This window comes from Candidatus Pelagisphaera phototrophica (genome assembly GCF_014529625.1).
Taxonomy (GTDB): Bacteria; Verrucomicrobiota; Verrucomicrobiia; order Opitutales; family Opitutaceae; genus Pelagisphaera; species Pelagisphaera phototrophica.
Window position 1 is genome coordinate 3,843,780 of sequence record NZ_CP076039.1, and the last position, 13,086, is coordinate 3,856,865.

At 49.1% G+C, this 13,086-nt stretch carries 10 protein-coding genes; 4 read left to right on the top strand and 6 right to left on the bottom strand.

What is annotated here, in order from left to right; genetic code table 11:
* Positions 1–26 precede the first annotated feature (26 nt).
* The 5 genes from GA004_RS16825 to GA004_RS16845 all read right to left on the bottom strand — a co-directional run bounded on the left by GA004_RS16825 (position 27) and on the right by GA004_RS16845 (position 7,080).
* Positions 27–2,588, bottom strand: a complete 2,562-nt coding sequence (locus GA004_RS16825) for a type II secretion system protein GspD (protein WP_283395038.1) — start codon at positions 2,586–2,588, stop codon at positions 27–29.
* A 26-nt stretch (positions 2,589–2,614) separates the two neighbouring features.
* The gene (locus GA004_RS16830; RefSeq protein ID WP_283395039.1) at positions 2,615–3,532 is read right to left on the bottom strand and encodes a hypothetical protein; all 918 of its coding nucleotides are present in this window, start codon (positions 3,530–3,532) and stop codon (positions 2,615–2,617) included.
* A 19-nt stretch (positions 3,533–3,551) separates the two neighbouring features.
* The gene (locus GA004_RS16835; RefSeq protein ID WP_283395040.1) at positions 3,552–4,532 is read right to left on the bottom strand and encodes an Amuc_1100 family pilus-like protein; all 981 of its coding nucleotides are present in this window, start codon (positions 4,530–4,532) and stop codon (positions 3,552–3,554) included.
* Between the two features lie 4 nt (positions 4,533–4,536).
* Positions 4,537–6,165 carry a pilus assembly protein PilM gene (pilM, locus tag GA004_RS16840; protein ID WP_283395041.1) on the bottom strand — a complete coding sequence of 543 codons (1,629 nt, stop codon included), beginning with the start codon at positions 6,163–6,165 and terminating at the stop codon, positions 4,537–4,539.
* Between the two features lie 312 nt (positions 6,166–6,477).
* Positions 6,478–7,080, bottom strand: coding sequence for a hypothetical protein (locus tag GA004_RS16845; protein WP_283395042.1), 603 nt, complete (start codon positions 7,078–7,080; stop codon positions 6,478–6,480).
* 123 nt (positions 7,081–7,203) lie between these two features.
* Here GA004_RS16845 and GA004_RS16850 point away from each other — a divergent pair, with 123 nt between their 5' ends.
* The 4 genes from GA004_RS16850 to GA004_RS16865 all read left to right on the top strand — a co-directional run bounded on the left by GA004_RS16850 (position 7,204) and on the right by GA004_RS16865 (position 11,265).
* Positions 7,204–7,710 carry an NUDIX hydrolase gene (locus tag GA004_RS16850; protein WP_283395043.1) on the top strand — a complete coding sequence of 169 codons (507 nt, stop codon included), beginning with the start codon at positions 7,204–7,206 and terminating at the stop codon, positions 7,708–7,710.
* A gap of 102 nt (positions 7,711–7,812) precedes the next feature.
* Complete coding sequence (pdhA, locus tag GA004_RS16855; RefSeq protein ID WP_283395044.1) at positions 7,813–8,928, top strand: pyruvate dehydrogenase (acetyl-transferring) E1 component subunit alpha; 1,116 nt, start codon at positions 7,813–7,815, stop codon at positions 8,926–8,928.
* 48 nt (positions 8,929–8,976) lie between these two features.
* Positions 8,977–9,951, top strand: coding sequence for an alpha-ketoacid dehydrogenase subunit beta (locus GA004_RS16860; protein WP_283395045.1), 975 nt, complete (start codon positions 8,977–8,979; stop codon positions 9,949–9,951).
* A gap of 36 nt (positions 9,952–9,987) precedes the next feature.
* A complete protein-coding gene (locus GA004_RS16865; RefSeq protein WP_283395046.1) occupies positions 9,988–11,265 on the top strand; it encodes a pyruvate dehydrogenase complex dihydrolipoamide acetyltransferase in 1,278 nt (425 codons plus the stop codon).
* A 27-nt stretch (positions 11,266–11,292) separates the two neighbouring features.
* On the opposite strand, the gene GA004_RS16870 is transcribed toward GA004_RS16865, so the two are convergent.
* Positions 11,293–12,879 (bottom strand): response regulator, encoded by a 1,587-nt coding sequence (locus GA004_RS16870; RefSeq protein ID WP_283395047.1) that lies wholly within the window; start codon positions 12,877–12,879, stop codon positions 11,293–11,295.
* Positions 12,880–13,086: the final 207 nt, after the last annotated feature.

Sequence of the window (13,086 nt, forward strand, 5' to 3'; positions counted from 1 at the left end):
AACTGGGATGCCTATCAGTCGGCGGGCTACTGACTCCGCGACTCGCTTCCGCCCGGAGTTACAATTGTCGGATTCTGGAAGAGTGCCCCTGGCTGTACCCCTCGAAGCGTTTGACGCTTGGGCGATCCACCAGGACTAACCAGATTTGCCGTAACGAATATCAGTAAATTCCGCTTGGAGGACGCCTCACCTTCAGAGCGGAAGAACCGCCCGAAAAATGGCATGTCTCCAAGAAAAGGAACTTTGTCTTTAACTGTGATCACGTCTTCACGCGTTAAACCACCCATTACCACGGTTGCCCCATCCCAAATGGTAACTTTGGTTGAGACTTCCCTCACCGCGAAAATCGGTTGATAGAAACCAGAGGGAACTTTCACTGTGCGGTCCGCAGTCAATGCGACGCTCGGCCCGCCGTACTCGACGAATCCTTCAAATTCGGTCACGCTCGGGTTGAGCTCCAAAGTAATACTGTAATCATCCTCTTCAACGATTGGCGTTACCGAGAGTTCGACTCCGATATTTCTAGTTTCGAAATCTTCTGGCGTACCAGGTGTAATCGTTACTCCAGCAGCGCCTCCACCGTTGATACTACCACTGGTATTACCAACATTACTCTCAGTATCCGTGTAGCGGGTCGGGTAACGAAACTCCTGGCTAACGTTTATTTCCGCCTGGTTTCCGGAAAGCACGGTTACTTTAGGAGCGCTTAACAGATCGGATCCGGAAGTCTGGGAAAGTGCGCGAACGGCAACGTCCACGCTCATTTTTCCGATGTCCCCAAAAATTCGTGTCAAAGGCTCACTGCCTACCCCAAGAGGCACGCCACCTGGAATATCCGGAGGCGTAATCCGCTCGACTTCCAGTCCGTCGATCAAAATCGCACTCGATACATTTGAGGGGGAACTTGTATCAGAGAGACTTCTAAGTGAACTCCGGTAGTCCTCACCCGTTCCATTTGGATTACCACTTGTTCTGCTATCGTCATGGGTCAGTATCCAATTAAATCCCAATTCTTCGATCGTCCCTTCTTGAACCTCGAGGAACTTAGCTTCAATTTCGACCTGCTTAACATCGGTATACCGATTCAGTATATTTCGGATTCGCTCCAGGTTTCGCGTGGATTGGGTCACAATCATCGCCGATCCGTCGTAAGCCATTGTGCTACCTTCGGTGCTACTGAAATCTACCCCCGCCTGCTGCAAGAAATTTTGAATGGTGAATGCATCGCTCGCCATTCCTCTTGCAGGTGATGATGTGCCACCACCAGAAGCGAATGGATCCGCATCAAACGCGCTTTCAGTCGAAGAACCCGACAATCCAGTCATCCGAATTACAGTGGACCGGGAAACGGGGAATACTTCTGTATTCAGATTTCGATTCTCACCTCCTGGTCGCAGAACTACCGCATCTTCCTGGATTTCGTACTGAAAGCCAACAGAGTCGACAATGAAATCCAATATTCGCCTCAGCGACAAATGGCGGAGCGTGATGTTCACGGTAGGATTGATCCGCTCTGGATCTAGGAGCACGAGATTTACACCGGGTGCTCCTATATCTGTGTTATCAAAATCCTCGGAAATCGCGCTTAGCGTATTCACCGCTTGGTTAAGAGGGACTTCAGTAAAATTGACATTCGCTATGACAATCCGGTCCAGCTTCTGCAGCAATGGAGCAGGGCCTAACACCGTTGGGTTCACATCTGGACGCTCTTCGTAAATACCCGGACGTTGCCAGGCGCTAGAGACTTCTTCCAAAAGCTGTTCCCTCGACTTCAGTTTATTTAGGTAAGCCAATGACTGTCTTTCTTGAGAGATCTTCACAAGGAAGCTTTTCGCCATCGCGCTATTGGGATCTAGTGCTTCGATTTGCTTGAAGGAAGACTCCGCTCCGTCGATATCGCCTGCGATGAACTGGCTCCGGCCGCGCAGTGACAATGCTTCAATCTCTTGCTGAAGATTGACGAAATCTGGACTGATCTGGTCGATAGGCAAAAGTCCATTTGAGGAATCGGCGGCGGACACACGCCGGGCATCGCTCGTCGATTGCTTTCTCAAGATCTCCCGCTGATCGCGCTTAAGCTCATCAATCAGCGTTTGCGTTAATGGATTTGGCTCCAGCATTCCTATCGCGCTACCAATGGTTTTGAGAGCGAGCGGAAAGTCACCGCGCTTACTTTGTCTTAAAGCGATTTCACGAATTTCTCGAGCACTCACCATTGATTTTTCTATACGCTCTGCCTCTAGTCGCGCCAAATATTCCGCTTCGCTTTGCAGGGCTGCCCTTCGATCTGCGGCTGCCGACGCAGCGTTCGAGCCACCCGCACTGTTTTTTTCAGCGATCATGCTATCGACGCTTTTGAGAATGCTTTGGACTGAACGGTCAGCCGGTGTAATCTCCAACAACTGATTCAATCGCTCTCGGGCTTTCTCCAAGTCTCCCGAGTCGCGTGCTTGCAGAGCCTCCGACATCAATCGGATCTTGGTATCGATCTCACTCTGCCCCAAGGAGGAACTTGTCGAGACGATCGAAATCATGGCAACTGCAGCGCATACAGCGAATTTCGAAAAATGTGATTTTAAGTTTTTCATAGGCTTGGGAGCTCTGATTGGGGGAATTAACTATTGGGTTTCGGAGAAACGAATTTTGGCCTAATCGCGAAAGGACTGTAAGTACCTTGATCTTGGTTACCTTGATTCAGCAAATCGTCAGTCGCAGACGGCTTGAGCAATTTAGAAAGGCGTTTTCCACCATCGATAGAAATTTTCGTTACCATCGCTTCCGGAGGGCTGTCTGACAGAGCCCCGATCACATATGAACTATCTGCCAGCTCAACCTGGCTTCCTTCGCGAACGACATAAACGTCTCCATCCTCATTAGAACGAACTTTGGCCTCCAGATCAGAGAACATTTTCGTCTCCAAATTCGTGAGATAAACTTCTTCGTTAGTCTCATAGTCAAGCAATCGGGCAACACCCACTTTTTCAAAGACCGGCATGCTTCCCTCTTGCTCGACCTCCATCTGCTTCACTTCGAAAGAAAGGACTTTAACCCCTGCTTCCACAAGCATTTTGCCCGATTTAGCCAAGAGAAGTTCATTGGTATTCAGGAACTCGAAATAAGCCATGTAGTTACCCTCTTCTCCGGCATACCCAACCAATTGGAGCCGGTACGGGCGCTGCCTCACTTCAACAAGCTCTATCTCAAACTCCGTCCAAGGATCTTTGGATTTCAAGTTCGTTGTTTCCGGAGAAGTTACCGTAAACTCTCGCGAGGCAGGGTTGTAGTAAAGCACCGGAGGCGTAAACACATCGAAAACCCAATCCTCTCCACGAGATTGAGGCTGAGGAGGGGCCCAGGAAATTGACTTAGGGATATGCCTGTCTACAACGAACAATTCCACGTCCACTTTATTCTCTGAAAGCATCGGCATGTCTTGACTAGATAGTGTATCTAAACTTTTCACACTCTTGATACTCATAATCCCCATCAGAAGAAAAACGACCATCGCAACTAGTAGGATGAACTTATCCAAAAATTCTGATAGACTAAATCTAAACATCGCCACTTCCCTTTCCCACGCGCTCCACCTCAGTCAATACCCCGCTATCGATCAACTCAAGAAACTCCAAGGTCACACCGAAGTGAGACTCGTTTTCCGATATGATAGGCACTTGAACCGCCCTTGATTGCACATTCGAGTTTTCTTCGCTCAAGAAAGGATTGTCAATAATCGCACTGCGACCTTCATCAGACCCAGATTCACGTTCGAGCCTAACATCAACTTCATGCACTGAAAAGGGCAAAGACGAACCCGTGATTCGATTCAGGAATCCTCTCATAGCGAGGGACTGACCCTTGAATTCCAACCGGAAGGCCAGAGAATCAAATGAATCCGCGCGACGAACCAAGCCATCGCCTTCTAAACTGAATAATTCCCCGTTAGAAGTTGAATTACTTCTCCCTTTCAATTGCGGCTGAGCTTCTTCCGATCCTTCACGTTTGATGGATACGAGCTCGCCAATGCCTGAGTCAAATAGGGCTTGAAGCAAGGCTTCCATAATCTTCGTCTGCCGATGGACCCGAGTAATATCCTCTTTCGATGGTCCCACGTTCTCGTACTGCTTAAAACCAAACCGGCTGCCCTCGACCGTTTTCACGCTACTGCTAATTGCCAGTCGCCGGGTATCCTCGACATACTTGGCGATCATGAAGAAGGCATCGTTGCTATTCGAAGGCGGTTTTCCAAAAAACAGATCCCTGTCGAATGTACTCAGATTAAGGGAAGCTTGGGATTTCTTAAACTCCTCCATCAATTGCTCATAATTTCGGTCCAAAACGGCAAGATTGGCATTCGTAGGAGCGGGAGATCGACTCAAGAAAAGCTGTAATTGCTTGTCCTTGGACTCATACTGATCCTTGAGCTGCTCGAGCCTATCCGCATCCTTCGAAGTGTAAAGCATCCCCCCAATCGCGACCACCAAAAGCAGCCCAAGAGTGAGATAGAAAAAAGGATTTCGCTTAAGCCAGAACATCGAATTACAATGGGCGGGCGGAATCGACCACCAAAGTGAAATTAAACTTCAGAATGCCAGGCACGTTATTATCGAAACTCTCGTTTTCCAGACCTTCAACAAACTCGGACGCAGCAAAGCTGTCCAAAAGAGCCGACACCCGGCGATTAGACTCCTGGCTTACTGTCGAAAGGGGATTGGACACATCGAGCAACCGCCCTTCCAGATGAAGGCGGACCTTGCTGGGTTCTGCAGCACTCGCGTTGTTTCGCTTAGAATTGAAACGGTTAGAAGTATTTGAGGCGAGAGTTACCGGACGGGCAACTTCTATTCGGTCTATCCATACGTCTTCCACGTCGTCGAGCCGCGATTGAATGTCATTCAGAAACTGTATCCAGTTTGAACGACTCTCCGCGATCATACTCGCCTCCCCAATCACGCTTCTCAATTTCTCAATATCGGCTATTCGATTATTGATGCGAGTATTGAGCTCCCGGAGAGGAATCACTTTCGAATCTAGATTACGAATCTCCTCTTCGTATCGTTGTGCCGCTATTTTTGTGTTAACAAGTGGCAATGCGATCGACGCGCACGCCACGAGGCCCGCAAAAAGATAATAAGGTTGCTGGCGTTTAAATTTCCGCTGCCATAGGATACTCCTCGGGAGCAGATTGATTTGCGTCGAGTCGGGCAAAAACCGCCCTATCGCGATTCCAATCGCCTCCGCGAGAAAAGCCTTATCCATTTCGAGCTTCTCGTCAGAACAACTTGTAGAAACTCGAACCTCTTTCAAGGGATCGAAGTGCCCCACAGGTAAACCGAGACGGTCTCCCAAACCGCCTTGGAGATTCGGCAGCAGAGACCCCCCCCCAGTAATGTAGCACCGAACGGGATCGTCATCGTATCCGTGATTCTTGTAAATAGCTAGGGTTCGACTGATTTCTATATTGAGCTTCTTAAGGAAGCTTTCTTGGGCCTCCCTAAATGCGATATGCTCCCCCGTTGGTAAAGGGTCACCCGCGATCGCAGCTCGCTTGATGTTCTCAGCATCATCAAAGGGCAAATCTAAAGCGCCTCGAATTTCCTGGGTTACGGTGTTACCCCCTAGAGACACATTTCTTGAGTAGAACTTGCTACCATCGAAAAAGACAATGTCGGTAGACTTTGCGCCGATCGACAAAAGAAGCGAACAACCGCTGGTTTCGGGCTCGTTGAATCTGAAGGCATTGATCAAACCCACAAAAGTCGGTTCAATCACATCTGGATCCATCTTGGATTGCTTTCCGTAAAGTGAGAGCGATTCCACAAGCTCAGATTTGGATGCGGCGATGACGGTTTCGAAGTCCAGATCATCTTCGTCGATCAGATTGTCATCCCAAGCCACATCCGCGATCGGGTACGGGATATTCTGCCTGGCCTCAAACGCGACCACCTTTTCCCGCTTCTTCACAGGAACTTGGGGGATCTTCAGATACTTCGTCAGTACCAGATTGCCAGGAAGCGCATACCCCACAGGCATGTCACCCTTGAAGCGAGAGCGGACATCGCCAAAAGACTGGGATGCCGCCTTGAGCCAGAGCAGGGGCTCGCTGAGCGACTGATCTAGTTCCCTCCTCCAGTAGTTGACCAACTCGCAGCGACCACTTGTGTTCATAGACAGATGAACAGCAGCAATGTGGCTCGAGCCACAGCTTACAACTAGGTAGTGAGGAGGTCTCATTTGTAATCCTTTACTATTTTTTGAAATATATCAGATCGGTACAAGAAAAAACGGTCGATCACCAGGTGTTTACATCGATAAACTATTCCATATAACCCTGAATTAATTCCCACCTGCTACGAATTGCTCCTCACATGACATAAAACAAAGAGCGATTCACTAACGACAATGAGCAATTTCGCCCATTTCACAACGGCACAACATCCAAAAATCAACTGATTTCAGACAGGCGAACTTTTTTGAGAGCTAAGGAACCAAGACTGGAGTGTCCAAGTCTCGATAGCTGGGGGTTTCTCGAGAATAGGCGTCAGAGAAAGGCGTTTTAAACTGCGGCAGGAGAATGCCGTCGTTTTGAGAGGATTCTTCCTCGATCCGTTTAAGGAAGCTGTCTTTGACCTGCGGCCTTTCCAACTGCCGCGAAACTGTCTCGAAAACAGGGCCCCCGGACCGCGCTAACTGAACCAAAAAGGAATGAACTTCGTTCCGCACCCGATCCCTTTCCACAATCTCAGGCGGCAGATAAAATCGTATGTAGTGACGCCCTTCCTTCAAGGAGACCAGGGATGCTTCAGATCGGAAGAACTCGAAGGTTTTTCCCGACTCGCTTTCCACTTCCACGCCAAGCATCAGCTTTACCACCAAATCGTCCAAATAACTCGGGTTCTTGCGGGTAGGGTCCTGCGAATCTCGCCTCACCTCGACTTCGATAGTGCACTCTAGCCAATCGCCTGATGAAGAATTCCCGTTGAGTCTGTCAAATTCAATTTCGCGGACTCCGACCGACCCCTCAACAAAAAAAGGCCCACAGAGGATCAGCAGAAAGCTGCATATACTGAATTGGCGAGACATTATCCTTGGCTAGCGAAAGAATCGATATCCCGCAAGACTTTGCACGTCTTTCGGGTCTTTTTGATTCTCGCTTTCCGCTTGACCCTCCTATTTCTCTCCACTGCCTGAACTCCGACAGATCCCATGGAATATAAGATAAGCGTCCTGATCTTCATCAGAAACATCAAAGGAGAGTTCCTGATGCTAGAAAGAAAGAAATCTCCGAATCAGGGTCTCTGGAGCCCTATTGGCGGAAAGCTTAAAATGGAGACGGGTGAATCCCCCCATCAATGCGCCGCTCGAGAGACGTTCGAGGAAATTGGGCTTAAAATTGACCCTTCCCAACTCCACCTCTTTTGCATGATCGCGGAGAAAGCTTACGAAGGGAATAATCATTGGCTAATGTTCCTATTCGACAGCCAACTAGCGATTCACGAACTTCCTGAAGCCATAGACGAGGGAACGTTCTCATTCTTCTCGCGGGAACAAATCGACAATCTTTCGATACCTGAAACCGACCGCCAGGGACTCTGGGCGATCTACGACAATTACAGGGACAGCTTCGTGTCCGCTCGAGCCAATTGCGAGCCAGGGCAACCCCTGGAAATCGTCGTGGAACAAGTGATTGAAGGTTGGGAAAGCAAATCCTGACGCCCAAATACCTACAAGAAACTCTAGGATCTGCGATATGCCCTTGATCATTGAAGAAAATTGCCATCATTCTTACAACTCAAATTAGAAAAAACTCAAATCGTGACCAAAACCACCGCACCAAAGAAATCTGCGCGACCCAAGCCGACAAAGGCAAATCTCGCCAAAGAAGCCAAAACTTCCGCCAACGCCAAACTGACGGCCGAAGAGCTGATTGGATTCTACCGGGAAATGGTCCGAATCAGAAGATTTGAGGAGAGGTCTCTTCGGGCCTACCAACAGGGGAAAATCGCAGGATTCCTGCACCTCTACATTGGACAGGAGTCCATCGCTGTCGGTTGCGTCTCTTTAATGGAGGAAAATGACCACGTAATCACCGCGTATCGTGATCATGGACACGCTCTCGCGGTTGGGATGAGTATGGACGAATGCATGGCTGAGCTTTTTGGGAAGGCTACCGGGTGCTCCAAAGGGAAAGGGGGCTCGATGCACTACTTTGACCCCAGCAAAAACTATTGGGGCGGACACGGAATCGTTGCGGGACAAACACCGTTAGGAGCCGGTCTGGCATATGGTCTGAAATACCAAGAGAAAAAAGGTTGTGCCCTTTGCTTCCTTGGAGATGGAGCCGTAAACCAAGGGGCCTTCCACGAGTCATTGAATATCGCTTCCCTTTGGGACCTGCCCGTCGTCTACATCATCGAAAACAATGGCTACTCAATGGGGACTTCCCAGGAACGTTCCAGCGTACATCCCGAAGCTGGCATTGCTGCAAGAGCGGATGGATACAATATGAACTGGGCCAAGATTAACGGAGAATCCCTCTTCGATATTCGTGAAGGGGTAGAGAAAGCGATGAATCTAGCCCGAGATGAGTCCAAGCCGTCCCTTCTGGAGATCCATACCTACCGATATCAGGGTCACTCCATCGCCGATGCGAACCACAAGAAATATCGTTCCAAGGAGGAAATCGACGACTACCGTAAAAACCATGACCCAATAATCCTTTACCGAGACTATCTACTTGAATCAAAACTGTTGGACGACGATGGCATCAAAAAAATAGACCTCGCTGCGAAAGAGGAGGCAGAAAAGTCTGCCGCCTTCGCGGAGCAAAGCGAGTTTCCAATCGAAGAGGATATATTGAAAGACGTGTACTGGGAAGAGGACAATCCAGATCAAAAGCAGTCCGAGGGTCGAATTTTTTTCAACGATTAAATTAGTAACTTATTTTTAGATACGCAAAACCAATCAGGGAATTTTATCATGCCAGATATCAGTTACCGTCAAGCGATTAAAAACGCTATGATAGAAGAGCTCAATCGCGATGAAAACGTCGTAATTATCGGCGAAGAGGTTGCGGAATACAATGGCGCTTACAAAGTCACAGAGGGACTCCTGAAGCAATTCGGGCCCAAGCGAATTGTCGATGCTCCGATCAGTGAAGCGGGTTTTATCGGAATGGGGATTGGCGCATCCATGCTCGGGATACGACCGGTTATGGAACTCATGTTCTGGAGCTTCGCCTACGTTGCCTGGGACCAGATCATTAACAATGCCGCCAGCGTCCGCTATATGTCTGGAGGAAAAATCAATGTGCCAATCGTTATTCGAGGACCCGCAAACGGCGGCACCGGTGTTGGAGCCACTCACTCTCACACTCCAGAAAACTTTATCGCCAACACTCCTGGTCTTAAGGTTGTCTGCCCGTCCAATCCTTACGATGCCAAAGGCTTGATGAAGTCCGCCATCCGCGACAACGACCCGGTTTATGTCATGGAGAGTACCATCATGTATAATGACGTGGGCGAAGTTCCGGACGAAGACTACACGGTCCCCCTCGGAAAGGCAAAGGTTACGCGGGAAGGCACCGACCTATCACTAATCGCACACGGACCCTCCGTACTGGTTTGCCTGGAGGCAGCAGAAGTATTGAAGACGGAGCACAATATTGATGCAGAAGTCGTGGACCTACGATCAATCCGCCCCCTAGATGAGGAAATGATTGTCAATTCAGTCAAAAAGACGAGTCGTGCCGTGCTTGTAGAAGAGAACAAACCCTTCTGCGGTGTCGATGCCCAGATCGCTTACCTGATTCAGAACCAAGCCTTCGACTATCTCGACGCTCCCGTCCAGCGGATATCCGCGATCGACGCGCCGGCTGTTTACAGTCCACCTCTGGAAAAAATCCAGCTTCCCAAAGCCAATGTGGTCGTGAAGAAAGTACTGGAGATCTGCTGACCCGATAAAATCACCACAAATAATTTCCGACAGAATATGGCCACTATAATCGACATGCCCAAACTTAGCGACACCATGACATTGGGAACCGTCGCTAACTGGCTCAAGAATGAAGGCGACACCGTAGAGTCCGGCGACGTCATTGCCGAAATCGAAACCGACAAGGCAACCATGGAACTGGAAGCGTTTGACGAGGGTGTGCTCTTGAAGCAGATTGCCGCCGTCGGCGCCCAAGTGCCCGTTGGATCTCCCATCTGCGCCATCGGAGAAGAAGGAGAATCCATTGATATCCAGTCCACGCCGGCAACGGATACTTCAACAAGTGCAGAGGCTAATGCAGAACCTGAGACCTCTGAAAATGCATCATCGGATTCAAGAAGTTCAGAAGCAGAACCTGATCCTACTCAAGAAAAAGCGGCTACTGGTCGACTCAAAGCATCCCCGCTAGCCAGGAAGATTGCGGAACAACGGAGTATCGATCTTTCCAAATTGACCGGTTCTGGTCCCAAAGGTCGAATTGTTAAGAAAGATGTGCTGGGAGCGGATTCAGGATCTGTGGGCCAACCCACTTCAACTGATGTCCCTACTTCCACATCGGGTGGGATAGCCGTATCCGAGGACATTCCGGTTTCCCAAATGCGGGCAATCATCGCCCAACGGCTCCAGGAGAGCAAAACGACCGCTCCTCACTTCTATCTCGAATCAGAAATCGATGTCGGTGCACTGCTGGACTTGCGCAAACAACTCAATTCGGAGTTAGCCGCCCTTCCACCGGAGCACGGAAGCGTCAAATTTAGTGTTAATGATTTCATATTGAAGGCAGCAACCGAAGCCTTGCGCCGGGTTCCCGCAATGAACCGCTCTTGGGCAGGAAAGACCATCCGGCAACATAGTTCCGTCGATATTTCTTTTGGCGTGGCAATCGAAGACGGCCTTTTGACCCCAGTCATCAGAAATGCGGAGGCAAAGTCCCTGAAATCAATCTCAGCAGAAGCGAAAGAACTAATCACTAAGGCCAGATCGAAGAAACTTTCCCCCAACGAGATGTCCGGAAGCACTTTCACGGTAACCAATCTCGGTATGTTCGGCGTAACCGGATTTTACGGAATCATCAACACTCCAAACGCAGGAATTCTGTCAATTGGTGCCACAATCGCCCGTCCAGTCGTCCGAGATAACGGAAGTATTGAGGCCGCGCAGATAATGAAAATCGGCCTTAGCTGCGATCATCGTGTTGTCGATGGGGCGACCGGAGCGAAATTCCTCCAGTCGCTCAAGACGATCCTCGAAAACCCAGCCTTCATTTTCCTCTAAAGCAAATTCGGGCCAGGCCCGGCTACACTATTCAAAAGCAACCGGTTTTCCGGCAAACCGGTCTACGACTTGCTTCACATCAGCTAGTCCGAACGGTTTCAAGAGAAAATCACAATTCTCCTTCTCCCCATCTGAGAACGGCAATGCCTGCTTGTCATCGTTTCCACTCGTCATTATAATTGGGATACGATCACCATCATTTCTTATCCGTTCAAAAACTTTACTACCATCAACACGGGGCATATTCATATCAATAATTACGATTTCAATTTCCCCCTGATGCTTTTCGTAAAGCTCTATCCCTTCTACCCCATCATTGGCGAGTAGAGTAGTGAATCCATAGGAAGCCAAAATAGAGTCTAGGGCTTTGCGAAGCACCTCTTCGTCGTCTACGATCAAGGCGATTCCAACCGCAGCCAAATTCTTCTTAACGGATTTCCTTTGTGTTTTGGACGGTTCTTCAAAACCGGCCTTTCCAGAATTCTTGGAAACATAATTCTCCTTATTGTCGTTCAGCCGGAACAATGAGCCCCCAATCACAACCGGCTCTGGATCCCCTAATGGAATTCGACCACCTCTCATTCCAACGCTCGCATAGAGGTCATCTCCACAACATATTCTAAATCTCAATTCAAAATCATATATCGAATCACCGGCAATAACGCGAAACTCAGCTTTTACTCGATCTTTATCCTCTGGGTGAACCAATTCCTCGAAATCTGAAAATGTATCGCAAAATACAGACTGCTCGTAACCCAACGTTCTTCGTAGCGAATCACTAAACTGCGCCTCTTGGCTCGCCAGATTCCATGACCAAAACCCAACTTCCATCGTGGCTAGATCCAGTCTCCTCTGACTCGCCAGAAAAGCGTCCTCCGCTCTCTTCTGCTTAGATATGTCCCGCATCGAAATGAGACACGCCAATTCCGTGCCCCAATCCACAGATAAGGACCTCAGTTCCGCTCGCGGATAGCTAGAATTCTTGACGGAGATCTCCATCTCGACCTCGTCAACTTCAAGGAGATCGTACTCCAGTACATCCTCGAGGGCTTCACCCATATTTGCGCCAAACCAACGCTTAGCGGTTTCGTTCGAGTACAACAAAACCCCGTCTTCTCTGGAAACGACAAAGACCGCCTCATCAATCTTATCCAAGATCCCTTGATAATAGAAATTCTCATACCCTCCGACTTTTTCAGTCCGCTGAATCTGCAGTTCTCGAAGCATGCGACGGCGCTCGAGCGCATAGGAAATGGATTGAACAAGACGATCCTCCCCGAGCTCTCCCCAAAAGAGGCAATCGTCGGACAAGCTTCGAGCCGCATTTAATACCGAATCAGACTCTGCTCCTTCTACGAGAGCTATGACAGGAGTATCCGCTCTACCTAGGTTAAACGAGACAAGTGAATCCAATCCTTTGGCATCCACTAGCTCGAGGGAACTTAGCACGATGTCACATCGCTTTTCTACAAGCAGCTTGTTCGCCCGCACCAAGGAATTTGCAGTGCAACAACGAAACCGTTGATCGTTTGATCTCTCGAGAAGCGCGACGATCCGATTTGTCCTCGACGCATCCGATTCAACAATTAGCGCTTTGATCTCTATTCGACCCATTTCAAATTTACGGGATTCTCAGCATGGCTACCCTCCTGCTAAGTCCTCTGAGATATAAAACGTTTTCCAATCTTACAACGGGTGCAAGTACTGAAAACGACGATTTTGCTAATCTTCAGTGAATCGTTTCATCTGAGCCTTCAAACTCACTCCTTCACTCCGGTCAAAAACTCACGCCCTGGATCTCGTAATCGTCTGGGGAAATCG